Genomic DNA, 23,681 nt, shown 5'->3' on the forward strand with positions numbered 1-23,681 from the left:
TAACAGAAGTTACGGAAAAGAAGCCCCTTCAAGTCGAAACGGGGTCTCTTTTCCGTTATACAGGTACAAGTTTATTTATCAAAGCCATATCGAATAAAGCGGGAGATGTCTTTCGCAACGCCGATGTCCCAAAGGATGATAAACAGAACTAAAATAGCGGGTCCCGCCAGCAGGCCGACAGCTCCAAACATTTGCAGCCCGGCGAACAGAGATACAAGAACGGCAAGGGGATTCAGATTCATGCTCGAGGAGAGCACCTTTGGCTCAATGATCTGCCGTACAATCATTGTAACAGTGTAAAGGATTAACAGTCCGAGCCCAAGGCCGAAGTTGCCTGTAATAATCAAGTATACGCCCCACGGAATTAAAATAGTGCCGGTGCCTAAGTACGGAAGAAATTCAGCAACCCCGACAACTGCCGCAAGCCAGTAGGCCCCCTCGACTCGCATAATAAGAAGCCCGATTAATACGATGACGCCCGTTATGAACATGAGAATAAGCTGTGCCCGGATGTAGCCAAAGACTCTCGCCCACATGGCCTGGTAAAAAGCCTTCAGCCGCTCAATGATAAAGGGAGGCAGAGCCAATTTCATTTTTCCGGCGTAGCGGTTCCAATCTTTTCCGATGAAATATATAGCTAATACGATAAATAACAGCACGATCAGAAGCGTTGGAATTCCTAAAATTAATTGGGTCAAAGCGTCGGCAATAGTTTGGGCGACTGAGCCAAGGCCAGAACCCAGCTGACTTCCGAGCTGGGCTATTCCCTGGTCTACAGACGACTGGCCGCCGAGGCCGGAAGCTGCTCCTGTTACTCTTTCCCAAAAGGGAAGAATATTTTCGTTGTAGAAATTCTGCATCTGCTGAAAGGTACTCTCCATCCAGGCAGGGCCCTTTTCTGCAATCACGTTAAATATTTCAATAGACAGAAAGATCAATCCGGTAACAATGCCCCCGACAATGCTTAATGTAAGCAACAACCCTAAAAGAGCAGCTATTCCATTCGGCAGGCGTAATTTATAATGAAGCCACTTCGTAAGCGGCATGAGCATCCAGGCGAAAAAAGCCGCGATCCAAAAAGGATACGTATAGGAAAAAATTTTGCCAATCGCCCACGCCAGAGCGAAAGCGGCTATTATAACGATGACAAAACGCAGAATCATCCAGCCAGTCGTTTGTTTCATGGGCCATTCCATCCCTTTCCTTTAGCGGACGTACTATCTATCTTTTCTTATTATAACCTTCCCGCTATAAAAAAGAATCTACACGTTTTTTTAATATTCCCGAAAAGGGAGGAAGATATACTTTTGATAAATAGTTCTTTAGGGTAATTATAAGGTAGAATAGGAGTAGTGGCTTACACTTTAGGAACAGACAGGGGAGGAAGCAGCATGGAAATTAATGGAAAAGTTTTTTTACTGCCGGGAGGGGCATCCGGCCTTGGCGGGGCAACAGCGAATATGCTTGTAGAAAACGGAGCGAAAGTGGTCATTGCCGATTTTGAGGTGCGCCCGGGGCGAAAAAGAGCAAAAGAGCTTGGCGACAGCGCCATCTTTATCGAAATGGACGTTACTTCAGATGAAAAAGGAAAAGCAACGATCGATGAAACAATAGAGACATTCGGGCGTATTGATGGGGTTGTCAACTGCGCCGCTCTAGGCCTGGCAGAGAAGATTTTAAATAAAAAAGATTCGCATTCACTCGAACACTTCAACCGTGTTATACAGACGAATCTGGTCGGGACGTTTAACATGCTCCGGCTCGGGGCAGATGCGATGAGACATAATGAACCAAACGAACAGGGAGAAAGAGGCATCATTATTAATACATCTTCGATTGCGGCCTATGAAGGCCAGGTCGGGCAGGCGGCCTACAGCGCCTCTAAAGGAGGCATCTGGAGTCTTACGGCGCCGGCTGCCAGAGAGCTTTCAGAGTTTGGCATACGCGTCGTGGCTATTGCGCCCGGCCTGTTTGAAACGCCTTTTTATATGTCCTTTCCTGAAAAAGCAAGGCAGACGCTGGGACAGAATGTTCCTTTTCCAAGAAGACTCGGCTTTCCAACTGAGTACGCTTCGCTCGTAAAAGAAATTATTCACAATACGATGCTAAACGGAGAAACGATCCGCTTGGACGGGGCTCTCCGCATGCCTCCAAAATAATAAAAGAACACCCGGGCTTGGCATACAGGCTCGGGTGTTCTTTATTTTTAACAGGATACAGCTTTACTTTCACTGCTTCGGGAAACACAGCTCGTAAAAATTGCATCGTTTACAGGCAAAGGTATTGGTCGTTTTTTTGAAATATTCGAGGGGAAGCGGCTTGTTGGCTTCTTTATCCTCGAGGAAACCGGCCATACGTTCTACACTCTGCACGAGCAGATCCCGGACCTCCTGAAGGGTGGAATGGTTAAGCTTATGTTCGACACTTGTCCCCTCAAGCAGGTATTCATTTCGCACGACGATATCTTCAAGAGCCGTTTCCGGGTAGTAATCGAGAACGTACTGCGCATATAAAGCCAGCTGATAGGGATCTTCCTCTGTCTGCAGGCCGGTTTTCCAATCCACGATCACCCATTTATTATTTTCTTCGTCTTTATAAAGAAAGTCGAGCACGGCAAACACTTTAGTGTTTTCCAGGTTCATCGTGCGGAGTTCCTCTGATTCGAGATAATACGTTGGCCGCTCCGAAGTAAGTTCCTGTATGGTGTCACAGGTTAGAATATGCTCTACTACGGCCTCGAGCCGATCCTGGATTTTTTTTATTTTTTCTGCGGGCAGCTTCTTTTCTTCACCGTAGTATATTTCGTGGAGCATGGTCGTATGTTTCGGCTTTTTGCGCCACTGCTCCGCATTTTTAGTCGAATCAATAAACCCTTCATTCAGCCGGGTGCGGATTGTTTCTTTCAAAATATCTTTTGTTGGGAGGTGCCCGTTATTTAAATATTTTTTCAGCGTTTCTTCTACTAAATCATGTACGATAGACCCAAACAGCATTTCAAGATTAGTTAAATTTTTCAGTCGGTAGACGTGGCGCGGAAAGGGGTCTGCATTCCGCAGCCAGCCATTGTGTGAGGAGTAGTACTGGTGGGCATACTGCCGTTCGCATTGAAGCAGCGTTTTATGCCTCGACAGCGACCAGGAAAACTCCGGATAGTCCCGTATAGTAAACAGGAGAAACCACTCCTTTGATTTGTCTTTACCTTGCTCCTGCTACCATTTTAACGGTGACGGCGGGCAAAGTCGATAAAACGGAACTTATCTGAACGGTGCCTGGACTCGGTATATTGAAATAATTCCGCATTATCGAGATATACATAGTTCCGGACGACCGCAATACTTGAATCCGGATAAAGGTCAAGCAGCTGCCCGTCTTCGTGCGTCGGCTTTTCAATAGTGATTTCTTTACGCGCGAAGCTGATCACAAGCTCCAGCTTATTTTCTACATAGTCATAAATGGAATCAGCACAAATATCTTCAGTCAGTCCGGGTACCCAGCGCTCAAGCAAATAGTCAATGTCGAGCACAATATTTTCACCATCCATTTTCCGCTGCCGCTTTACTTCCCAGACCTGTTCTGCCTCTTCCTCCGCCTCAAATACGTGCTGGAGAGCTGCCGGAACAGGTGAAAGGGTCAAGGAATGCACAAGGGTTTTACTATTGCTGCCGGTCTGTTCTGCCAACTCTTTAAAGCTGACGAGTCCGGATACTGGAAAATCAAACCGGCCAGTTTCAAGCACGACAGAGCCCTTGCCCTGAATTTTTTGAATATATCCATGTTCGGAAAGCAGGTTCAACGCTTTGCGGATAGTTTCCCGTGACGTATCGTACATGGAAGTGAGCTCATGCTCGGAAGGAAGCAGGGCATGAGGCTTAAACTGCTCACTGCGGATGCCGTGCGCTATTTCTTCATAGATGTCTAAATACTTTCTTTTTGTACTCATGCTCGTTACACCTCAGGGCGGCTATTTTTGATAATGCAGAACGATCGATTCGTATGGCTGCAGGCTGTCAGTCCCAAAGGAAAAATGCTCCCGTTGATAGTTGGTGAGAAAAATGGTGCCGGGCTGCTCTTTCCAGGGGAGGTCCAGGCCGCCGGCTTCAATCGTTTCAGACGAGAAATTGCTCACAAGGAGTAATGCCTCGTCTTCGTCCTCACGAGTATAGGCGAAAAGGGAAGAGTGATCCGGCAGGTAGAGCTGATAATCTCCAGCCGTCATAATTTTATAGTCCTTGCGGAGCTGAATTAATTTTTTGTAAAAATGATAAACGGAATCCGGATCGTTTACCGCTTCCTTCGCGTTAATGGACGTATAATTTTCCGGGACCGGCAGCCACGGCTCAGCCTCACTGAAACCGGCATTTTTTGAGCTGTCCCACTGCATAGGCGTTCGTGCATTGTCGCGGGAGCGGGCCTGGATGACGGCGAACGCTTCCTCGGGGCTTTTTCCCTGATTTTGCATAATATCATAATAATTAATGGTTTCTACGTCGCGGTAATCCTCGATAGAGCTGTAGGAAGGATTGGTCATCCCAAGCTCTTCCCCCTGGTAAATGTAAGGAGTGCCGCGCATACAGTGCATGGTGGCTGCGAGCATTTTCGCTGATTCCACGCGGTACTTGCCGTCATCGGCGTACCTGCTTACAATCCGGGGCTGATCGTGGTTGCACCAGAACAGCGCATTCCAGCCGCCGCCTTCGTACATACCGATCTGCCAGTCGGACAGTGTTTCTTTTAGCTGCACAAAATCAAATTCCGGCAGGGCCCATTTTTCCCCTCCGGGATAATCCGCTTTTAAATGATGGAAATTAAAGGTCATGCTCAGTTCTTCCCGGTCCGGGCGGGTATACTTGATGCAGTGGTCGATTGTCGTGGAGGACATCTCTCCGACTGTCATGGCTCCGTGCCGGGCGAATACGTTTTGGTGCATTTCATGCATCCATTCGTGCACTCTCGGCCCGTCGGTATAAAACCGGCGGCCATCCCCTATATCATCATTTGGAAACCGCTGGTCCTTCGAAATTAAATTAATAACGTCGAGACGGAAGCCGTCGATGCCTTTTTCGAACCAGTAATTCATCATATCATACAGCTGTTGGCGCAGTTCTTCGTTTTCCCAGTTTAAGTCCGCCTGGCTCACGTCAAAAAGGTGCAGGTAATACTCGCTTGTCGGTTCATGCCACTGCCAGGCGGAGCCGCCGAATTTAGACACCCAGTTATTTGGTTCAGCACCATCGACAGGATCTTTCCAGATATAGTAGTCGCGGTAAGGGCTCGAGGCATCTGAAGAAGCGGCTTGAAACCAGGCGTGGTCGGTGGAGGTGTGATTAATAACGATATCCATAATGATCTTCATGTTTCTTGCGTGGGCTTCGGCGAGCAGGCGTTCGAAGTCCTCCATCGTTCCGTACACATCATAAATATTATAATAATCACTGATATCATATCCGTTATCCTTTTGAGGGGAAGGGTACACAGGATTAAGCCATAAAACATCAATGCCAAGATCGTTTAGATAATCGAGTTTTTCGATAATGCCCGGAAGATCGCCGACTCCATTTCCGGTAGTGTCGTTAAAGCTTTTAGGATAAATCTGGTAAATAACAGTTCGTTTCCACCATGGTTCCATTCTTCTCATCCTTTCGTATATATGCTGTATGGATTAAAGGCGCCTGCTAAACAATACCAGCAGACGCCTGAATTCATTGGTTAAATTTCTACTTTACGAATACGCCCGTAGAGATAGGTTAATACAATCGGAAGGATAATGACAATCAGCATCCCGATAAAGAAAGCTCCCCAGTCGGGCGGACGGATGGAAAAGATGCCCGGGATGCCGCCGACGCCGACAGCAAAGGCCAGGACGTTATTGATGCTGATAAATGTAGCTGCGATCGCTGAGCTGATCAGCGCACAAAAGAACGGGAACCGGTACTGCAGGTTCACCCCGAACAATGCCGGCTCGGTAACTCCAAGATACGCTGAAAGTCCGGCTGAGCCTGCCAGGCCGCGCATGTTCTGATCTCTCCAGGCCAGAATCATTATGCCGACTGCAGCAGATCCCTGGGCAATGTTGGAGAGAGCAAGAATCGGCCATAAAAAAGTACCGTCGGTCGAAGCGGTAAGCTGAAGGTCGACCGCAAGGAATGTGTGGTGGAGCCCGGTAATAACGAGCGGTGCATAAAGCAGGCCGTAAAGCAGGCCCCCAAGCCATGCGTACTGGTCAAATGTCCACAGGAAGAAGTCTGTAATCGCATTTCCAAGCCCGAAAGTAACCGGGCCGATAATAATAAATGTAAAGAAGCCAGTAACGAGTAAAGCAATCGGAGCAACCAGCAGTACCTGGATAGAATCTGCAATCCGTTTTCTTAAAAACATTTCAATTTGGGCTAGAACATAGGAAGCTACAAGCACTGGGAGCACCTGTCCCTGATAGCCAACCTGCTCGACATTCCAGCCGAACAGATCCCAGGTTGGCACTTCGTTATTTGCACTCGCGTCACCGTAAGCGTACGCGCTTAAAAGCTGCGGGTGGACAAAAATTAACCCGAGCACGATACCGAGGAGGGGACTGCCACCAAACCTCCTAACGGCCGACCACCCTATAAGAACGGGAAGAAAGTTGAATGAAGCGTTTGCAATAATGAAGATAATTTCAGAAATACCGGTCCACTGTGGATATACATCAATCACAGCATCGTCGAAGAAAATACCGGGACCGGTTAACAGGTTGTTCAAGCCGAGCAGCAGCCCTGCGGTAATAATAGCTGGAAGAATGGGAATGAAAATATCAGCAAGCAGACGAATAAAACGTTGAAAGGCATTCTGTTTTTTGCCGGATTTCTGTTTATCAGCGGTGTCGTGTTCAGAGTCTCCGTCTCCAGCACGTCCGCCGCTTTCCTCAGAACGTCCTGTAACGCTCATCAGTTCTTTATAAACTTTATCTACGGTGCCCTGGCCGATAACGACCTGATACTGGCCTCCAGAGGCAAAAGCCCCACGCACAAGATCAAGGTTAGTAAGTTTTTCTTTATCTACCTTTTCTTCATCGTATAAAACAAACCGCAGCCTGGTTACACAGTGGGTAACTGTTTCAATGTTATCATTGCCTCCCACGGCTTCAACGATCGTTTCAACAGCTTCTTTCGTAATTTTTGCCATTGTGTTTCCCCCTTAAGTGGGTATTTTTGAAAACGATACCAATTTATAAACTCACTTTAACTTGTATATACAAATTAGTCAATATAATTATCATGAGTAAAAAGGTTTTTATTAAATGAAAAATAGGAATACTAAAATAAAACCTCTTAATGGAGCGTGAAATCATGGAACAATTGATAACAATCGATCAGACTGAAACGTTATACGGAACGCTCACGATGCCTGCTAATGCGTCTGAAAAAACTCCCGGCGTGCTGATAATTGGTGGGAGCGGCCCTATAGACCGTGACGGTAACGCGCCGGGAATAAAATTAAATATTTATAACCAGCTGGCCGCCTGGCTTGAAAAGCAGGGAGTAGCAGCTCTTCGTTATGACAAGAGAGGCACCGGGTCCAGTGATGGTGATTTTCGGGCCACGGGGCTGGAAGATTTAATTGAAGATGCTGCTGCTGCGGTGCGGCTTTTGAAAATGAATCCTGCAATTGATGAAAACAAAATTTTTATTCTGGGCCACAGCGAAGGCGGGGCGATTGCTCCCAGGGTGGCTGAGAAAGAAAAGGTACAGGGAATGATGGTGCTCGCCTCGTCGCCAAAGCCGTTGTTTGATATTCTGCTTGAACAGGGCGAATCGATGGAAAGAGAAATAAGCGAGGGGAGAGGAATTTTTTACCGGGCGTTGAGAACGGGGAAAGTAAACAAGCGTATGATAAAAAAGCAGCACAAAGTGCTTAAGGAGCTGCTTGATGAAGAAGCTTCAAAAAAATATAAAAACGTGAACGTGAAATGGTTTCAGGAACACGCTGACTATGACCCGCGGGAAGCCTTTCACCGCACACGCATTCCGGTTATTGCCGTAAATGGCGGCAAGGATGCCCAGGTGAAAGCAGAAGACGTCAGCGCCGTAGCCCAGCATACGGGCGGCCCGGTGGAAGCATATGTAGTTGAAGAGATGAACCATATTCTAAGACATCAGCCGGAAGAGTTTTCAATTATTAAAACAAAGCGAAGATATAAAAAACAGCAAGACGCCAATCTCTCCCATGAACTGTTGGATCATCTCTACCCGTGGCTGCAAAAACAAATACAATAATGTTAAATAACCATGGTTACATGAAAAAGGACCGTCTGCAGGCGAATATGCCTCTAGACGGTCCTTTTCTTATTACATGGAAGCTTTTTGCAAGCTGTTGATCATTGCCAACGATTTGCCAGTGCCAATCGCGACAGCTTCAAGAGGTGCTGAGGCGAGGTGGACCGGAACCACGATCTGGCGGCTCAGCCAATCCTGAAGGTCGTTCAGGAGTGCGCCTCCTCCGGTAAGTACAATTCCCTGATCGACGATATCGCCGCTTAGTTCAGGAGGACATTGTTCAAGAGTAACACGGATAGTTTCCAGAATTTGATCCAGCGTTTCTGTGATGGCCCGGTGGATTTCCGGAGACTCCAGTGTAATGGTTTTCGGGAGTCCGTTTACAAGGTCTCTGCCCCGGATTTCCATCGTGCGTACTTCCCCGTCAGGAATAGCGGAACCAATCTCCATTTTGATATTTTCAGCGGTCCGTTCGCCAATCAGCATATTGTATTCCTTGCGGACATGCTGAGTAATGCTTTCATCCATATGATCCCCGCCGCGGCGTATCGCCCGGGAAGAGACAATGCCGCCATAAGAAATAATACCGACCTCTGTCGTACCTCCGCCAATATCAACGATAACATTTGCTTTGGGTTCATCCACCGGCAGCTCTGCACCGAGCGCAGCTGCAATCGGCTCTTCGATTAAGGAAACAGATTTAGCACCGCAGCCAAGTACAGCATCCCTGATAGCCCGGCGTTCTACAGAAGTGGAATCACAAGGTGTGCATACTACGACTTTCGGCTTGCGGAGAGTAAAGCCTGCTTCTTTTTGAATTTTTTTCATGATGTGGGAAAGCATCGCAGATGTAATATCATAATCTGCAATTACTCCTTCTTTCATTGGCCGGGTAGCGATAATATTGGCTGGAGTTTTTCCCACCATTTCTTTTGCTTCTGTACCTACAGCGTACACTTCTTTAGTATCTATATGAAGTGCTACAACGGAAGGCTCATTGAGGATAATACCTTTTTCTTTTGTGTAAACGAGAATGTTCGCAGTTCCTAAATCAATACCTATTTCTGTTAATGCCATTTTATTTACTCACCTTTTCCGGGTTAATAGTCTCCAGTAATTAATTGTAGAGGAGTAAGAATACTTAAATAAGGGTCTAAGGTCACGTAAAAAATGAGTATTTTCCCATTTTTACGGAATATTGACGGGGATTAATAAATTAAATCCACTACTTCCTCGAGAGAAATGGCTCCAAAATATGTGTATAAATCAAATTGCGACAAAGTTTCATAAATGGCATCTCGCTCATACTTTGTATCCTGAAGTGCTTCCTGAAGATCCTCTACGTTCCCGGTACCAAAAAAGTCCCCGTAGATTTTCGTTTCCTGAATCACGCCTTTCTTGACGTTGAAACGAATGTCGAGCATCCCGGCATCAAACTTTTTGCTGCGGTGAATGTCAAAAGCAGGGGATTTACCATAATTCCAGTCCCAATTGCTATAACGCTCGCTGGATATTCTGTGTATTTCCTTCCAGTCCTCGTCGGTAAGATGATACTGTTCAATTTGTTCATCGCTGCCGAAAATATACCGCAGGATCAGCTGTTTGAATGCTTCCACAGACAACGGTTCGTCTAAAAATTCGTTGATGTTTCCTACGCGGCTTCGAATAGATTTAATCCCTTTCGAACGGATTTTTTCATCTTTTACATTCAATGCAGCAACGACATTTTCAATTTCCGAATCAAGCATAAGCGTGCCGTGACTGAACATTCTTCCTTTTGTGGCGAACTGGGCGTTTCCGGAAATTTTCTTTCCATTTGCCTGGAGGTCATTGCGCCCGGACATTTCGGCCGGCACGCCAATGTTATTTAAAGCATCGACGATCGGCTGAGTAAACTTTTGGAAATTTTGAAAGCTGTTGCCGTCGTCTTTGGTTAAAAAGCTGAAGTTTAAATTGCCAAGATCATGATAAACAGCACCGCCGCCGGAAAGGCGTCTGACGACCTGAATGTTGTGCTTCTCTACATAATCGGTGTTGATTTCTTCGATTGTATTCTGATTTTTTCCAATAATTATAGAAGGAGTGTTTACATAAAAAAGTAAATACATTTCGTCTTTGCCCAGATCCATATTCTTTAAAGCAAATTCTTCGATGGCCAAATTGATTCTTGGGTCACTGATACCTTCATTATCAATAAATTTCATTCGTAACCTCCTAAATGAGTGGTTCTGAACCGATGCTGGTGAAAAAATATCCTTTTATATTATGCCATAAATACTAATGAGAAAGCTAATGCTAACAGGGGGAAAGAAGGGAAGAGGTATACCAGCCTGGAAACAATCCCTAGTTAAACGATTTGTATTGTTGACTTTGTAAAAAGTACCCACTAAAATGTATGGTAAGCTAATAAACCTGATAAAATTACTAAGGATTTTAACGTCTTTTAAAATAAGATTTTCATTTTTTATGGAAACAGGTACAATATTAAAGTGAAAGGGATGGAAGCGCATGATAGTATACGATTCCCTGCAGACAAATGAATTGGAACACGTGAATAACGAAGTGCTGGAAGGAAAAAGTGCGCTTGAAGTTATCCGCTGGGCCTACGGCGAATATGGTGATGATTTAGTATATGCATGCAGTTTCGGAGCAGAAGGGATTGTATTGATTGATTTAATCAGCCAGGTGAAACCAGATGCAACCATCGCTTTTCTCGACACCCAGTTCCATTTTAAAGAAACGTATGATGTAATTGACTCCGTTCGTGAAAAGTATCCGGAGTTAAACATTAAAATGCTGAAGCCCGAACTGTCGCCTAAACAACAGGCAGCCCAGGAAGGTGAGAGGCTTTGGGAAACAGACCCGGACCGCTGCTGCGGTATCCGGAAGCTGCAGCCGCTCGAAAATGAACTGAGCCAGTACGGGGCCTGGATGTCCGGCCTGCGGAGGTCGCAGTCACTTACCCGCCGCAACACGCAGTTTGTTAACGAGGATAAACGGTTTGAGTCCATTAAAATATGCCCTTTGATCCACTGGACGTGGGACGATGTCTGGGCCTATATCGAAGACAACAATCTTCCTTACAATGAGCTGCATGAGCAGAATTATCCAAGTATCGGATGTGTACAGTGCACTGCGAAAGTGCTCGAAGGTGAAGACCACCGCAGCGGCCGGTGGACAGGAAGCGGAAAAACAGAATGCGGCCTGCACCGCTGATGAATTAAGACGAAGAAGGGACGATGATCATGGCTTTAAGTACTCCACACGGTGGAAAACTAGTAAATCGTAAGGATTTGAACAAAGACGTTTCATCCATTCAAAAACAAATCGAGCTTGACGAGATTGCTTTGTCCGACCTCGAGCTGCTCTCCAACGGCGCGTTCAGTCCGCTTGAAGGCTTTATGAGCGAAGAGGACTACAGCTCGGTGGTTTCTTCGATGCGCCTGGCGGATGGCACGGTCTGGAGCATTCCGATCACTCTGCCGGTCACGAAGGAAAAAGCAGAGGAGTTGAAAGCTGGGGAGGAAGCCCGCCTGGTTTTTGACGGAGAAACGTACGGTACGATTGAACTTGAAGGATTCTACAGCCCGGATAAGAAGCGGGAAGCAAGAGAAGTATACCGCACCGAAGAAGAAGCGCATCCCGGCGTAAAGAAAATGTATGATCGTCCGGACACGTATGTTTCCGGTAAAGTTACGCTGGTAAAAGAAATCAGCCATGAGCAGTTTGAAAACTATTATCTGGATCCGGAAGAAACGCGCAGTGCTTTTGAAAGCCGCGGCTGGAACACGGTGGTCGGTTTTCAAACGAGAAATCCTGTCCACCGGGCGCACGAATATATTCAAAAGGCGGCACTTGAAACCGTAGACGGCCTGTTTTTAAACCCGCTTGTCGGGGCAACGAAATCAGATGACATTCCTGCTGATGTGCGTATGGAAAGCTATGAGACTATTCTCGACGAATACTACCCTGAAAACCGGACATTCCTCGCTGTATTTCCAGCCGCCATGCGCTACGCAGGACCTAGAGAAGCGATATTTCATGCCATGGTACGGAAAAATTACGGCTGCACCCACTTTATTGTCGGCCGTGACCATGCTGGTGTCGGTGACTATTATGGCACGTATGACGCCCAGGAAATTTTCTCCGACTTTACGTTTGAAGAACTTGGCATTCAGCTGCGCTTCTTTGAGCATTCCTTCTACTGCCTGAAATGTGAAAACATGGCGACGGCGAAAACGTGTCCGCACGATAAAGCTGATCATGTCATTCTTTCTGGTACGAAAGTGCGCGCTATGCTGACCAACGGCGAAATGCCTCCAAAAGAGTTCAGCCGTCCGGAAGTCGTGGAAGTACTGATTCGCGGTATGCAGCGCCAGCCTTCCAATTCATAAATGACAGGAGGAAAATGATGGGATCAAAATCCACAGATATCGTCTGGCACGACGCCTCGGTATCCAAAGAAGAACGCCAGGAAAAAAATAAACATCAAAGCTTTGTGCTCTGGTTTACCGGTCTTTCGGGCTCCGGTAAGTCCACGCTTGCAAATGCTGTCTCCCGGAAGCTTTTTGAACGGGGGAGCCACACTTACGTGCTCGACGGAGATAACGTACGCCATGGATTGAACAAAGACCTTGGCTTTTCTCCGGAGGACCGGACCGAAAATATCCGCCGTATCGGAGAAGTGGCAAAGCTGTTTGTTGACAGCGGCCAGATTGTCAGTACTGCTTTTATTTCTCCGTACCGGGAGGACCGCCATCAGGTGCGCCAACTGCTTCCGGAAGGGGAGTTTATCGAGGTATACGTGGAAGCGAGCCTTGAAGCTTGCGAAGAACGGGACCCGAAAGGCTTGTATAAAAAAGCGCGTTCCGGGGAAATTCCTTCCTTTACCGGTATTAATGCTCCGTATGAAGAACCGGAAAACCCGGAGCTTACGGTGAATACAGAACAAAAATCCATTGAAGAATCTGCTCAGGAAGTAGTAGATGCCCTAGTCAACTGGAAGTACATTGAAGAATAATAAAGAAACATAGGTAGAGGACGCGGGCTGTTAAGCCGTGTCCTTTTTTACCATTTGTAAAAGAGAAAGGAGGGGTTGGGTGGCAGATGGAAAAGTATTTCTAGTAGGAGCGGGCCCCGGCAATGAAGGACTTATTACCGTTCGCGGAGCAGAGTGCATCCGGAAGGCGGACGTCATCTTTTATGACAGGCTGGTCAACCCGCTTCTTCTGGAACAGGCTCCGATTGAAGCGGAACGTATATACTGTGGAAAACTGCCGCAGAAGCATATTCTGCGGCAGGAAGTAATTCAGAAAATGATGGTGGAAAAAAGCCGGGAGGGAAAACGGGTAGTGCGCCTCAAAGGCGGCGACCCCGGGGTATTTGGAAGAGTCGGGGAAGAGGCGGCTGTGATGGAGGAAAACAGTATTGAATACGAAATCGTCCCCGGCATTACTTCCGGTATTGCTGCTCCGCTTTATGCTGGCGTACCCGTAACTCACCGTGATTATTCAGGAAGCTTTGCAGCTATTACAGCTCATACAAAGAAAGAAACTGGAGAGCCGGATTTGAACTGGGAGCCGCTTGCTAAAAGCATCGATACGGTTGCTTTTTACATGGGGGTCAAGAATCTGCCATTTATTACGAAGAGGCTCATAGAAGCAGGAAAGCCGCCGGAAACTGCCGTAATGGTAGTTGAATGGGGAACATATTCAAAGCAGCGGACGGTCAAAGGCTCCCTGGCAGATATCAACGACGTGGTGCAGGCACACGCGATCGAAAACCCTTCAATCACGCTGGTCGGTAATGTCGTCAAAGCTGGGCCCGCTTCCACGTGGTTTGAAGGGCTCCCGCTGTTTGGACGTTACATGTGGCACGTACGTACAACCTCAGGTGCGAGCGGTTGGAGCAGCGAATGGAAAAGCCAGGGGGCAGAAGTGTATGAAGGCCCTGTATGGCAGGAAACCTTGCCGGAGCTTATCCACTTACAAAAGGACCTTTCCTATGATGAAATTGTATTTGAAACAGCCATTGATGTTGAAGCGTTTATGGCTCAGCTGAAGAACTGGCGTCTGGATTTGAGGCAGGTGGACTGTCATCTTGTGACCGTGACCCGGCGGGCAGAGGAGAAATGGAAGGCTTACGGTGTTTTTCCGGAATACCGTTCGAAAGAGGAATGGAAGCACGCAGAGACTGTTCACGTTATTGGAAGTGAAGAATGGATAAAAGAAATCAACCACAGCAGTAGTGATATTGGGCACGTGTTAAGCAGCGTCTCTTCTTCAGATCATACACTTGAAAGGCTGCTCGCGGATAACGCCATCAATACAGTTATTTTTCCATGTAGAAAAGCTGTCACAGTGGCGGTGGAGAAAATAAATTCTCTGTACAATGGTGAAGCGGAACTATGGTGGTCGCAAAAAACGATTGTCTGCGTTGGGGAAGGTACAAAAGAACAAGCTGAGGGATATGGTCTTCGGGTGGATACGACAGCAGGAGCGTCATCTGAAGCAGTGAGCACTTCTATTCAAAAGTGCTTCAGTCCCATTCTGTAAGGAGGAACTATCATGAAAGCCATTTTGTTTGTCGGGCATGGAACGAGAGTCCCTGAAGGAAACGAGCAGGTAAAAGCCTTTACGAAAAAAGCGGGGGCTGCTTTCCCGGAATATGAGCAGAAAACCTGCTTTCTGGAGCTTGCAGAGCCGGATATTGTCACGAGCGCTGTTGAATGCATTGAAAACGGGGCGGATACTCTGGCTGTTGTGCCAGTGCTTTTACTTTCAGCCGGCCATATTAAAAAAGATATCCCGGAGGAGCTCGGCAAGGTGCAGAAAATGCATCCGGAAGTAGCTATTCAATACGGAGAGCCTTTTGGAGTTCACGACCGCATCAATGACCTTCTCCTGGACCGCCTCCGTGTAAAAGGCTGGGAACCGGAGAAAGAAGCAGTAATTCTATTTGTAGGGAGAGGCGCAAAGGACCCCGGGGCAATAGAAGACTTTTACCAGATCGCCGGAGAGCTTGAAAAGCATACCGGCCGTTCGCGAGTGGAAACAGCTTTTCTTGCCGCTGCCGAGCCGGGTTTCCAAGAAAAAATGGAAGAACTGGCTGAAGGCGGGCGTCCCGTGTACGTTCTGCCATATTTAATGTTTGTCGGCCTGCTCATTAAAGAGATGGATGAAGCAGCAGCCCATTATAATCAAACTAAACCCGGCCATTTTACCAGATGCGACTTTTTAGGCTTTGATGAGCGTCTGCTTCCAGTGCTCGAATCCCGTGTCGCTGAAACGCTCGAAAAAGAAACAGGAATTCATGTCTGATTTTCTTCTTCCGTTGACTGTGAGTCTTGACAGGGTGGAAGCTGTGATTATTGGAGGCGGAAACGTAGCGGAACGAAAAGCCGGAAAGCTGTTAGAGGCAAAGGCTGTTGTCACAGTGGTGGCGCCGGAGCTCTCCAGAGAGCTGGAGAGGCTGTGGAAAGAAAACAGAATCACCTGGAAAGAGAAGACGGGCGGGCCCGAAGACTTGCGGACCGCCTGGCTGATTGTTTCCGCCTCCGGAGATAAAGCAGCTCAGCAGATGATTGCTGAGCACAAGCATCCCTGGCAGCTGGTAAACGGCGCCGACAACCCTTCTATCGGCAATGTGGCTTTTCCGGCTTCGTTTATGGAAGACGGGGTGCAGATCTCCGTTTCAAGCGGCAGCAATAAACCGGCAAGTGTAAAGGAGTGGAAGCATTATCTCCAGCGGGTTATAAAAAAACGCTGACCCCTTCAAGTGTAAAATAAAGAACAGCGGGTATACAGTAATGGTCACAGCATTTACAGAAAGAAGGTATACAATATGGATTACGTAACTTTAAACAATCAGCTGCAAATGCCACAGCTCGGTTTCGGTGTTTTTCAAGTAAGCGATGAGGAAGCTGAAAAAGCCGTTACACATGCACTGAAATCTGGATATCGTTCAATTGATACGGCGATGATCTATCAAAATGAAGAGGGAGTCGGCCGTGCGATTAAAGCGAGCGGAATCCCGAGAGAAGAGCTTTTTATTACGACAAAGGTATGGAACTCTGATCATGGCTATGAAAACACGCTTAAGGCATTTGATGCGAGCCTCGAGCGTCTGGGACTCGATTATGTGGATTTATACCTGATCCATTGGCCGACGCCGGCAAATGATGATTACGTAGAAACGTATCAGGCGCTTGAGAAGCTGTATGAAGACGGCAAGGTAAAAGCGATCGGCGTGAGTAACTTTGAGGTGGAGCATCTGGAAAGAATTTTAAACGAGTGCACAGTGAAGCCTGTATTAAACCAGGTGGAATGCCATCCTTACCTGGCGCAGAACGAATTAAAAGATTACTGCAAAAAGAAAAATATTTATGTGGAAGCATGGAGCCCGATCATGCAGGGCGGAGAAGTGCTGAATGATGAACACATTCAAAATATCGCTGAGAAGCACGGAAAAAATCCTGCTCAAGTAGTGCTGCGCTGGCACCTGCAGAACGATACGATTATCATTCCAAAATCGGTGACGCCGGAACGAATTGAAAGCAACATCGATGTGTTTGACTTTGCGCTTGAGGATGAAGATATGGCGACTATTAATCGTCTGGATAAAGGAGCCCGTAAAGGACCAAGGCCAGCAGAAATCAATTAAACCCTCCAATAATCTTCCGGTCAAAAACGGCCGGAGGATTTTTTAAAATGAACATATCGTATACAAGCAGCTGCAGAAGCTGAGATCAGGTCTTTCAACCAAAGGTGGGTGTTTATGTTTTCCGTTCCTTCTATGAAGCTTAAACTCTTGAATGCGGTCGCCCTGGCAGTAGTCATTGCCGTAAACGGGCTTGCCAACGCCCTGCCACTAAACGGCCAGACTACTGGCAGCATCTCGGACAGCCTCAACGTACTATTCACCCCTGCCGGATACGTCTTTTCGATATGGGGAATTATTTATCTGCTCCTGATTTTGTGGGTGCTGCGTGCTTTTTTCGCAAAACCGACGGAAGAGCATATATATGCAGGCATCGGCTATATGTTTATCCTGTCATGCGTATTTAACGTGCTGTGGTTGTTCTTATTTCATTATGAAATATTTTACGGCACCATGGCAGCTATTCTGGGCCTGTGGGTCAGCCTGGGTGTTATCTATATGAAAATTAAAACGAGTCCGCGCCGGGGGCTCCTGCTGGTGCCAATCAGTGTATATTTTGGCTGGGTTACGGTCGCTTCTATTACAAACATCGGAGTTGTGCTTACAGCGAGTGGCATACGCAGCTGGATCATTGACGGCAGCTGGTGGACTGCTCTTGCGATCGCCGCAGCATCTGCTGCCGTGATTTTGTTTTATAGAAAAATGGGTGACGTTTTATATACATTGGTATTTGTATGGGCGTTTACCGGTATTTTTGTACAGCGCTGGGAGGAAGTGAACCTGGTGGCCTGGACAGCAGCTGTGGCTGCCGTGATTCTTTTTGTTCAGCTGTTTTTCCGTCCTAAAAATAAATTTACCTATTTGTAACTATATTGGATGATTAACATTAAAAAAGGAAGGGAAAATAGAACTTGATTACAAGGTTCGAAATTCGTATAAAGTCAAAGGTTTCCGGCAGCCTTTCAATACGGAATGAAAGTCCAGCGGTATTGCTGGACTTTTTGGTTGAAACCGGAAGTACTTAATTTTGAGGTGATTAGGGTGGAAAACAAACTTTACGATATAGCAGGAATTGGGCTCGGGCCGTTTAATCTTGGCATGGCCGCCCTGCTTGAGCCAGTGGACGGTATAGAAGCCGTGTTTTTAGATGAAAAAGATGAATTTGCCTGGCATCCTGGAATGCTGCTCGAAGGCACAGTGCTGAACTCTTCCTTTCTTGCTGACTTGGTGACTTTTGCTGATCCTACGAGCCGTTTTACAATGTTAAACTATTTGCACAAGCATAACCGCATGTTTCAGTTCTTTTTTAACAAGCAGCTAAAAGTTCCGAGAAGAGAATATGATTCTTACGGAAAATGGGTGGCTGCCCAGCTCCCGTATTGTCTGTTCGGCCAGCGGGTGCTTGAGGTTGCTGACAGCAGCTGGGATGGAGCTTCCTGCTACAGGATTATGACGGAAAATACGAACAGCGGCGAGAAGGAATATTTTTACACGAAAAATGTGGCAGTGGGCACAGGAGCAGCGCCAATGCTTCCTCCAAATATTGAAAGGCAGCAGAGCGACGATATATATCATTCGGCCGATTATTCCTTTCGTAAAGAGGAGCTGAAGAGCGGGGACGAGGTGACGGTTGTTGGCTCCGGTCAGAGTGCAGCAGAAATCTTCCATGACCTTCTGCAGGACCAGAAGCATTTTCATTACAAGCTCAACTGGTTTACCCGCTCCCCACAGTTTTTCCAGGCTGAGGATGCGAAGGTCGCCCGCGAGATTTTTTCCACGGATTTTGTCGACTATTTTCGTTCACTTGATATTAAAACGAGACTCGAAACCCTGCCGGAGCTTGATCATGCAAGAAAGGGCATTGAGCAGCCTACACTTGAAAAAATATACGATCTTCTTTATCATCGTTCTATCGAACGTGAAGATCCAAATGTAGTGCTCCAGGCTGCCACTGAGCTGTCAGATATTCAGTCAGTGGAGGGGGGCTACCAGCTGAAGCTCCGTCAATGGCAGCAGGATAAAACGTTCCGCTGTTTTTCGGATAAAGTCGTGCTCGCCACCGGCTTTCAGCCGAGTATTCCGGAGTGGATTCAGGAATACGGCGAGCTCGTGGAAAAGGAAGACGAGGACCATTATATGATTGATGATTATTATCGCCTTCAGTTCAAGGACGGGCGTGACAATCATATATACATGCTCACAAATATTGATCATTCACACGGCACAGCTGCGACAAACTTATCTTTGTCCGTCGTAAGAAATCAAACCATCATCAATAATCTGTGCGGCTTTGAGCGCTACCCGGTACAAAAGGATACGGTATTTCAGCGTTTTTCAGCAACAGAAGAATAAGAAAGGGAGCGTCTCTGCTGGTTGGAGGCGTTCTTTTTTCCTCAGGGAGAGAGACAAATGGCGAAAAAGAAATGGTATGTAGTATGGAAAGGAAAAAAACCGGGCATTTACACTACCTGGGCTGAATGTGAAAAGCAGGTCAAGGGCTTCAAGGGAGCAAAGTTTAAGTCGTTTCCTTCGTATGAAGAAGCAGAGGCGGCTTTTAACAATTCTACTCTAAAACCTGAAGCTGAAAACGGCAGTTACATAACAGAGAGTATTTCTGTAGACGCCGGTTCCCATGGCAACCCGGGGCCGGTAGAATACCGGGGTGTCTACACGAAAACAGAAGAGATTGTGTTTGCCCATCCCGGGTTTAAAAAGGGCACAAACAATATGGCGGAATTCCTTGGGATCGTGCATGCCCTTCAGTATTTAAAGGAACAAAAAAGCGCTATGCCTGTATATTCGGATTCGGCGACAGCCATCGGCTGGGTCGAAAAGAAAAAAGCAAATTCGACGCTGGTGGAAGATGCCGACAGCCGGGAAATCTGGGAAGAGATCCGCCGGGCGGAAAACTGGCTGAAGGAGCATACGTGGGACAACCCGATTTATAAATGGGATACAAATAACTGGGGTGAAATTAAAGCGGATTATCAGCGCAAGTAAAGAAAGAAGGGGAATTATGAAACTGAGTATACTTGACCAATCCATCATGCCTTATGGAGAAACGCCGGAAAACACATTAGCCTGGACCGGGGAGTATGCCAGGATTGCTGAAGAACTCGGATACCACCGATTCTGGGTCTCTGAGCATCACGGCACAAAGCATATAGCCGGAAGTGCTCCGGAAGTATTAATTGCCCATCTGGCCGCCCGCACCACACGTATGAAAATTGGATCGGGTGCAGTGCTGCTTCCGCACTATAGCGCGTTTAAAGTGGCTGAAGTATTTGAAGTGCTGGCTTCTCTGTACAAAGACCGTATTGACCTGGGCCTCGGCAGGGCGCCGGGAGCTATGCCAAACGTTACCCGGGCCTTACATGAAGGGGGATCAAGAAATGCCGCCAGGTATCCCGGCCAGCTGAAAGAACTGCTTACTTTTTTGTCCCCGGAAGGAAATAAATACGAAGGGCTGTACGACTATGCTCCGGTGACGCCACGTGCTGAGGTGAAGCCGGCAGTCTGGATTCTCGGCTCCAGCCGGGACAGCGCTAAAACAGCGGCGGAAAACGGACTGCCGTTCTGCTTTGCCCACTTTATTAATCCAGATGAAGGCTTTCAGGCAGCGGATTACTACCATGAGCATTTTCAGCCGTCAGACATCTGTCCTGCTCCCTATTTTATGCTGGCGGTCTGGGCCCTTGCAGCAGAGTCCGAACAGCAGGCGGAAGAATGGAGGGCTGTGGGGGATTACGTTTCTTCAGTAACCGCTAAGGGCCTCGGTCTGCTCGGTATACCCTCGTATGAAATGATTAAAGACGTTACGTACATGGATGAAGAAAAAGATATGTTTCAAAAAAACCGGTACCACAACGCGGTCGGAACGACAGACCAGGTGGAAGAAAAGCTTAAATGGCTTGAAAAAGCTTATGGCGCTGAAGAAATTATGACTGTGGGATTTACCCCGTCATTTGAAGAAAAGGCTGCTTCAATGAGAAGAATTGCCAACCGGTTTAAAATAAGCAGCCGCCAGGTTTAGAATGAGCTGGGACTTGGGTAAACTTAATTGTGTGACCAAAGATTATATCCAGGAAAGGTGATGTATGATGAGTAAAATAGCCGTAGTCCTTACAGATCTTTTTGAGGATGTGGAATTCACAGACCCGAAAGAAGCATTCGAAAAAGAAGGTCATGAACTGACCGTAATCGAAAATGAAAAAGGCAAAACAGTTACCGGTAAACAGGGGGAAGCGAAGGTAACCGTTGACGCTTCTATTGAAGATGTGAAGCCGGAAGATTTTGATGCACTTTTTATTCCGGGAGGATTTTCTCCGGATCAGCTTCGTGGCGATCAGCGTTTCGTAGATTTTGCCAAATACTTTATGGATCATGATAAGCCCGTATTTGCGATCTGCCACGGTCCACAGCTGCTTATTACAGCAAAAGCACTGGAAGGCCGTAACGCCACAGGCTTCAAATCCATTCAGACGGACATGGAATACGCGAAGGCAAAGCTTCATGATGAAGAAGTAGTCGTATGCAACAACCTGGTTACAAGCCGTGAGCCTGATGATATCCCGGCCTTTAACCGTGAATCCTTGAAACAACTAGCAAATTAAGCGAAAAGGCCGGCTGGAAAGCTGGCCTTTTCTTATTGAATGAAATTACCGGAGGAAGGTCCGGGGTGAGCACATTGACAGAAAATCGTATGAAGAAATGTTATAATCAGCGGTACTTGAGAGATTGGGGTGAATAACATGGCAGAAGAACAAAACATGAAGCTTGCCACCTTTGCCGGAGGGTGTTTTTGGTGTATGGTAGGTCCCTTTGAACAGCAGGAAGGAGTCTACGATATTATGTCGGGATATACCGGCGGGCATACAGAAAACCCGACGTACCGGGAAGTATGTTCAGAAACTACCGGGCACGTAGAAGCTATCCAGATGAAATACGACCCATCGGTGGTGTCGTATGAACGGCTGCTCGAAATATTTTGGCGCCAGATTGACCCTACAGATCCGGGTGGTCAGTTTAATGACCGCGGGGAATCGTACACGACAAATATTTTTTACCACGATGAAGAACAACACCGGCTGGCAGAAGCTTCAAAGCAGGAGCTTGATGAGAACGGTCCGTTTGAAAAACCTGTGGTAACAAGAATCAGGGAAGCCGGGGTGTTTTATCCGGCCGAGGAATATCATCAGGATTATCATCATAAAAATCGTTTTCATTATATGATGTACCGGAAGGGCTCCGGCCGTGAAGGATTTATAAACAATTACTGGAGTGAGCAGAATGAGCACCAATAAAAAATACAGTACAGAAGAACTGAAGCAGCGTTTAACCCCAATGCAGTATGAAGTGACTCAAAACGATGCCACTGAGCGTCCGTTTGAAAATGAATACTGGAATCATAAAGAAGAAGGTCTGTATGTAGACGTTGTCTCCGGAGAGCCTCTGTTTAGTTCAAAGGATAAATTTGACTCCAACTGTGGTTGGCCAAGCTTTACCATGCCTTTAAAGGAAAGTGAAGTTAAAGAAAACTTTGATGATTCTTTAGGGATGAGAAGAACAGAAGTCCGCAGCGATGAAGCAGATTCCCACCTTGGGCACGTATTTCCGGATGGCCCTGAACCAACAGGCTTACGGTATTGTATCAATTCGGCTGCTCTTAAATTTATCCCGGTCAATGAGCTTGAAGAGCAGGGTTACAGTGAATATCTGTACCTGTTCAAATAAAAAAGAGGTTTTTTCAGCCTGAAAAAGGGTAAAATATACTTTGGAAGGTTACAACTATGAGAAAACATCAATTGCACTAAACAGACGACAGGAGGAATTTATTCATGGAACGCGTAAGAGAAAACGATCCTAAAGTACAGGAATTAATCGATGGACTTAACGTCGACTTAGCACACGAATATGCAGCAGCTATTATGTATACAAACTACGCAGCTGTGGTTTCCGGCATTCACACACCTATGCTCAGACCATTGTTTGAAGATGAAATCGGTGACGAGCAGGGCCACGCTCAATACATTGCTTCCAAAATTCGTACGCTTGGCGGCACGCCGACTACAAAACCTGCTGATATTAAGCAGACGTTCCAGGTTCGCGAAATGCTTGAAGCTGCCCGTGATTCTGAAGCAGACACAATTGAGCGCTATACTAAACGTGCCCAGCAGGCAGAAGAACTGAACATGATCGAGCTTCAAAACAAACTTGAAGACCTCATTTCTGATGAGACCGGTCATAAAGAAGAAATTGAACGCATTCTTGAAGGCTCCGATCTGTAAAATAGAGTATAAAAAAGCCGCCGGGAGGCGGTTTTTTTATGTTAGGGATATACAGTAGCCGCCACTAATGACGGAATTTTCAAAAAATAATTAGATTATATAAGGATGGCATGAAAATACCCGGATGACTGCCATTCCTGCAGCGATTTTAGTTGGCTCGTTTTTTAGTGGCCGGACGGACGTATACTTCTTTGGATTTCTTTTCATCAAGCTTGCGGTCTATGGAATCAAGTGCCTGCTTGTTGCTTTTGAGTTCATTTTTGTTTGCTTCCATTAAGTCATCAAATGAAAGTCTCTGTGGTTTTCTCATGCCAACATCTTCCTTTCCTTCTGTTATACTCCTGCTGACCACTAGTTTACCCTATATCACGCGTTTGACAACCCATTAAATTTTGAAAATATGGTGAAAAGTACATTCTTTTTCCGAAAGGTAGATTTTTTTTGATAAGATAAAGTAAAAAAGAATAAATTCATGTAAAATGTGGTA

At 46.6% G+C, this 23,681-nt stretch carries 25 protein-coding genes; 17 read left to right on the forward strand and 8 right to left on the reverse strand.

Annotated features, from left to right (window positions below):
* Positions 1–71: 71 nt before the first annotated feature.
* On the reverse strand, positions 72–1,184 hold the full coding sequence (gene ytvI / locus B5066_RS02120) for a sporulation integral membrane protein YtvI (protein WP_079474306.1): 1,113 nt from the start codon (positions 1,182–1,184) through the stop codon (positions 72–74).
* A gap of 207 nt (positions 1,185–1,391) precedes the next feature.
* Here ytvI and B5066_RS02125 point away from each other — a divergent pair, with 207 nt between their 5' ends.
* The gene (locus tag B5066_RS02125) at positions 1,392–2,159 is read left to right on the forward strand and encodes a 3-hydroxyacyl-CoA dehydrogenase (protein ID WP_079474307.1); all 768 of its coding nucleotides are present in this window, start codon (positions 1,392–1,394) and stop codon (positions 2,157–2,159) included.
* Positions 2,160–2,228: 69 nt separating this feature from the next.
* Here B5066_RS02125 and B5066_RS02130 read toward each other — a convergent pair whose 3' ends face one another.
* The 4 genes from B5066_RS02130 to treP all read right to left on the reverse strand — a co-directional run bounded on the left by B5066_RS02130 (position 2,229) and on the right by treP (position 7,158).
* Positions 2,229–3,170: a PD-(D/E)XK nuclease family protein gene (locus B5066_RS02130; RefSeq protein WP_079474308.1), complete on the reverse strand. Its 942-nt coding sequence runs from the start codon at positions 3,168–3,170 to the stop codon at positions 2,229–2,231.
* A gap of 47 nt (positions 3,171–3,217) precedes the next feature.
* Positions 3,218–3,940 carry a trehalose operon repressor gene (treR, locus tag B5066_RS02135; RefSeq protein WP_079474309.1) on the reverse strand — a complete coding sequence of 241 codons (723 nt, stop codon included), beginning with the start codon at positions 3,938–3,940 and terminating at the stop codon, positions 3,218–3,220.
* Between the two features lie 21 nt (positions 3,941–3,961).
* Complete coding sequence (gene treC, locus B5066_RS02140; RefSeq protein WP_079474310.1) at positions 3,962–5,635, reverse strand: alpha,alpha-phosphotrehalase; 1,674 nt, start codon at positions 5,633–5,635, stop codon at positions 3,962–3,964.
* A 71-nt stretch (positions 5,636–5,706) separates the two neighbouring features.
* Complete coding sequence (gene treP, locus B5066_RS02145; RefSeq protein WP_079474311.1) at positions 5,707–7,158, reverse strand: PTS system trehalose-specific EIIBC component; 1,452 nt, start codon at positions 7,156–7,158, stop codon at positions 5,707–5,709.
* 164 nt (positions 7,159–7,322) lie between these two features.
* On the opposite strand from treP, the gene B5066_RS02150 reads away from it, so the two are divergent.
* The gene (locus B5066_RS02150) at positions 7,323–8,249 is read left to right on the forward strand and encodes an alpha/beta hydrolase (protein WP_179124014.1); all 927 of its coding nucleotides are present in this window, start codon (positions 7,323–7,325) and stop codon (positions 8,247–8,249) included.
* A 72-nt stretch (positions 8,250–8,321) separates the two neighbouring features.
* Here B5066_RS02150 and mreBH read toward each other — a convergent pair whose 3' ends face one another.
* Together mreBH and lplA are read right to left on the reverse strand one after the other, a co-directional pair.
* A complete protein-coding gene (gene mreBH / locus B5066_RS02155; protein ID WP_079474313.1) occupies positions 8,322–9,326 on the reverse strand; it encodes a rod-share determining protein MreBH in 1,005 nt (334 codons plus the stop codon).
* A gap of 131 nt (positions 9,327–9,457) precedes the next feature.
* Complete coding sequence (gene lplA / locus B5066_RS02160; RefSeq protein WP_079474314.1) at positions 9,458–10,453, reverse strand: lipoate--protein ligase; 996 nt, start codon at positions 10,451–10,453, stop codon at positions 9,458–9,460.
* 304 nt (positions 10,454–10,757) lie between these two features.
* On the opposite strand from lplA, the gene B5066_RS02165 reads away from it, so the two are divergent.
* The 15 genes from B5066_RS02165 to B5066_RS02235 all read left to right on the forward strand — a co-directional run bounded on the left by B5066_RS02165 (position 10,758) and on the right by B5066_RS02235 (position 23,194).
* Positions 10,758–11,465, forward strand: a complete 708-nt coding sequence (locus tag B5066_RS02165; RefSeq protein ID WP_079474315.1) for a phosphoadenylyl-sulfate reductase — start codon at positions 10,758–10,760, stop codon at positions 11,463–11,465.
* 29 nt (positions 11,466–11,494) lie between these two features.
* The gene (gene sat / locus B5066_RS02170) at positions 11,495–12,643 is read left to right on the forward strand and encodes a sulfate adenylyltransferase (protein ID WP_079474316.1); all 1,149 of its coding nucleotides are present in this window, start codon (positions 11,495–11,497) and stop codon (positions 12,641–12,643) included.
* A 14-nt stretch (positions 12,644–12,657) separates the two neighbouring features.
* On the forward strand, positions 12,658–13,269 hold the full coding sequence (gene cysC, locus B5066_RS02175; protein ID WP_079474317.1) for an adenylyl-sulfate kinase: 612 nt from the start codon (positions 12,658–12,660) through the stop codon (positions 13,267–13,269).
* A 79-nt stretch (positions 13,270–13,348) separates the two neighbouring features.
* Positions 13,349–14,803 (forward strand): uroporphyrinogen-III C-methyltransferase, encoded by a 1,455-nt coding sequence (cobA, locus tag B5066_RS02180; protein ID WP_179124015.1) that lies wholly within the window; start codon positions 13,349–13,351, stop codon positions 14,801–14,803.
* Positions 14,804–14,815: 12 nt separating this feature from the next.
* Positions 14,816–15,568 carry a sirohydrochlorin chelatase gene (locus B5066_RS02185; protein WP_079474319.1) on the forward strand — a complete coding sequence of 251 codons (753 nt, stop codon included), beginning with the start codon at positions 14,816–14,818 and terminating at the stop codon, positions 15,566–15,568.
* Positions 15,561–16,016, forward strand: coding sequence for a precorrin-2 dehydrogenase/sirohydrochlorin ferrochelatase family protein (locus B5066_RS02190; protein ID WP_158219197.1), 456 nt, complete (start codon positions 15,561–15,563; stop codon positions 16,014–16,016). Before B5066_RS02185 ends, B5066_RS02190 begins: the two co-directional genes overlap by 8 nt.
* A 75-nt stretch (positions 16,017–16,091) precedes the next feature.
* The gene (locus tag B5066_RS02195; protein WP_079474321.1) at positions 16,092–16,910 is read left to right on the forward strand and encodes an aldo/keto reductase; all 819 of its coding nucleotides are present in this window, start codon (positions 16,092–16,094) and stop codon (positions 16,908–16,910) included.
* A 114-nt stretch (positions 16,911–17,024) separates the two neighbouring features.
* Positions 17,025–17,774 carry a TspO/MBR family protein gene (locus B5066_RS02200; RefSeq protein WP_244897328.1) on the forward strand — a complete coding sequence of 250 codons (750 nt, stop codon included), beginning with the start codon at positions 17,025–17,027 and terminating at the stop codon, positions 17,772–17,774.
* A 174-nt stretch (positions 17,775–17,948) separates the two neighbouring features.
* Positions 17,949–19,259, forward strand: a complete 1,311-nt coding sequence (locus B5066_RS02205; RefSeq protein ID WP_244897329.1) for a lysine N(6)-hydroxylase/L-ornithine N(5)-oxygenase family protein — start codon at positions 17,949–17,951, stop codon at positions 19,257–19,259.
* Between the two features lie 57 nt (positions 19,260–19,316).
* Positions 19,317–19,907 (forward strand): ribonuclease H1 domain-containing protein, encoded by a 591-nt coding sequence (locus B5066_RS02210; protein ID WP_079474323.1) that lies wholly within the window; start codon positions 19,317–19,319, stop codon positions 19,905–19,907.
* Between the two features lie 16 nt (positions 19,908–19,923).
* On the forward strand, positions 19,924–20,940 hold the full coding sequence (locus B5066_RS02215; RefSeq protein ID WP_079474324.1) for an LLM class flavin-dependent oxidoreductase: 1,017 nt from the start codon (positions 19,924–19,926) through the stop codon (positions 20,938–20,940).
* A gap of 64 nt (positions 20,941–21,004) precedes the next feature.
* Positions 21,005–21,520 carry a type 1 glutamine amidotransferase domain-containing protein gene (locus tag B5066_RS02220; protein ID WP_079474325.1) on the forward strand — a complete coding sequence of 172 codons (516 nt, stop codon included), beginning with the start codon at positions 21,005–21,007 and terminating at the stop codon, positions 21,518–21,520.
* A 138-nt stretch (positions 21,521–21,658) separates the two neighbouring features.
* Positions 21,659–22,210, forward strand: a complete 552-nt coding sequence (gene msrA, locus B5066_RS17020) for a peptide-methionine (S)-S-oxide reductase MsrA (RefSeq protein ID WP_079474326.1) — start codon at positions 21,659–21,661, stop codon at positions 22,208–22,210.
* The gene (gene msrB, locus B5066_RS17025; RefSeq protein WP_027847418.1) at positions 22,197–22,640 is read left to right on the forward strand and encodes a peptide-methionine (R)-S-oxide reductase MsrB; all 444 of its coding nucleotides are present in this window, start codon (positions 22,197–22,199) and stop codon (positions 22,638–22,640) included. The genes msrA and msrB overlap by 14 nt, the downstream gene beginning before the upstream one ends.
* Before the next feature lie 104 nt (positions 22,641–22,744).
* Positions 22,745–23,194: a ferritin-like domain-containing protein gene (locus B5066_RS02235; RefSeq protein ID WP_079474327.1), complete on the forward strand. Its 450-nt coding sequence runs from the start codon at positions 22,745–22,747 to the stop codon at positions 23,192–23,194.
* A 148-nt stretch (positions 23,195–23,342) separates the two neighbouring features.
* On the opposite strand, the gene B5066_RS16550 is transcribed toward B5066_RS02235, so the two are convergent.
* Positions 23,343–23,504 (reverse strand): FbpB family small basic protein, encoded by a 162-nt coding sequence (locus tag B5066_RS16550; protein WP_143745382.1) that lies wholly within the window; start codon positions 23,502–23,504, stop codon positions 23,343–23,345.
* Between the last annotated feature and the right edge of the window lie 177 nt (positions 23,505–23,681).

This window comes from Marinococcus halophilus (assembly GCF_900166605.1).
In the GTDB taxonomy this organism is placed as follows: domain Bacteria; phylum Bacillota; class Bacilli; order Bacillales; family Marinococcaceae; genus Marinococcus; species Marinococcus halophilus.

Excerpts from the sequence above, each read along its gene's own strand:
- treC (WP_079474310.1), bottom strand. The coding sequence starts at position 5,635 with ATGAGAAGAATGGAACCATGGTGGAAACGAACTGTTATTTACCAGATT.
- B5066_RS02220 (WP_079474325.1), top strand. The coding sequence starts at position 21,005 with ATGATGAGTAAAATAGCCGTAGTCCTTACAGATCTTTTTGAGGATGTG.
- B5066_RS02150 (WP_179124014.1), top strand. The coding sequence starts at position 7,323 with ATGGAACAATTGATAACAATCGATCAGACTGAAACGTTATACGGAACG.
- cysC (WP_079474317.1), top strand. The coding sequence starts at position 12,658 with ATGATGGGATCAAAATCCACAGATATCGTCTGGCACGACGCCTCGGTA.
- B5066_RS16550 (WP_143745382.1), bottom strand. The coding sequence starts at position 23,504 with ATGAGAAAACCACAGAGACTTTCATTTGATGACTTAATGGAAGCAAAC.
- B5066_RS02215 (WP_079474324.1), top strand. The coding sequence starts at position 19,924 with ATGAAACTGAGTATACTTGACCAATCCATCATGCCTTATGGAGAAACG.
- B5066_RS02190 (WP_158219197.1), top strand. The coding sequence starts at position 15,561 with ATGTCTGATTTTCTTCTTCCGTTGACTGTGAGTCTTGACAGGGTGGAA.
- ytvI (WP_079474306.1), bottom strand. The coding sequence starts at position 1,184 with ATGAAACAAACGACTGGCTGGATGATTCTGCGTTTTGTCATCGTTATA.
- B5066_RS02200 (WP_244897328.1), top strand. The coding sequence starts at position 17,025 with ATGTTTTCCGTTCCTTCTATGAAGCTTAAACTCTTGAATGCGGTCGCC.
- msrB (WP_027847418.1), top strand. The coding sequence starts at position 22,197 with ATGAGCACCAATAAAAAATACAGTACAGAAGAACTGAAGCAGCGTTTA.
- msrA (WP_079474326.1), top strand. The coding sequence starts at position 21,659 with ATGGCAGAAGAACAAAACATGAAGCTTGCCACCTTTGCCGGAGGGTGT.
- B5066_RS02195 (WP_079474321.1), top strand. The coding sequence starts at position 16,092 with ATGGATTACGTAACTTTAAACAATCAGCTGCAAATGCCACAGCTCGGT.
- B5066_RS02125 (WP_079474307.1), top strand. The coding sequence starts at position 1,392 with ATGGAAATTAATGGAAAAGTTTTTTTACTGCCGGGAGGGGCATCCGGC.
- B5066_RS02235 (WP_079474327.1), top strand. The coding sequence starts at position 22,745 with ATGGAACGCGTAAGAGAAAACGATCCTAAAGTACAGGAATTAATCGAT.
- mreBH (WP_079474313.1), bottom strand. The coding sequence starts at position 9,326 with ATGGCATTAACAGAAATAGGTATTGATTTAGGAACTGCGAACATTCTC.
- treR (WP_079474309.1), bottom strand. The coding sequence starts at position 3,940 with ATGAGTACAAAAAGAAAGTATTTAGACATCTATGAAGAAATAGCGCAC.
- B5066_RS02165 (WP_079474315.1), top strand. The coding sequence starts at position 10,758 with ATGATAGTATACGATTCCCTGCAGACAAATGAATTGGAACACGTGAAT.
- sat (WP_079474316.1), top strand. The coding sequence starts at position 11,495 with ATGGCTTTAAGTACTCCACACGGTGGAAAACTAGTAAATCGTAAGGAT.
- treP (WP_079474311.1), bottom strand. The coding sequence starts at position 7,158 with ATGGCAAAAATTACGAAAGAAGCTGTTGAAACGATCGTTGAAGCCGTG.
- B5066_RS02210 (WP_079474323.1), top strand. The coding sequence starts at position 19,317 with ATGGCGAAAAAGAAATGGTATGTAGTATGGAAAGGAAAAAAACCGGGC.
- B5066_RS02185 (WP_079474319.1), top strand. The coding sequence starts at position 14,816 with ATGAAAGCCATTTTGTTTGTCGGGCATGGAACGAGAGTCCCTGAAGGA.
- lplA (WP_079474314.1), bottom strand. The coding sequence starts at position 10,453 with ATGAAATTTATTGATAATGAAGGTATCAGTGACCCAAGAATCAATTTG.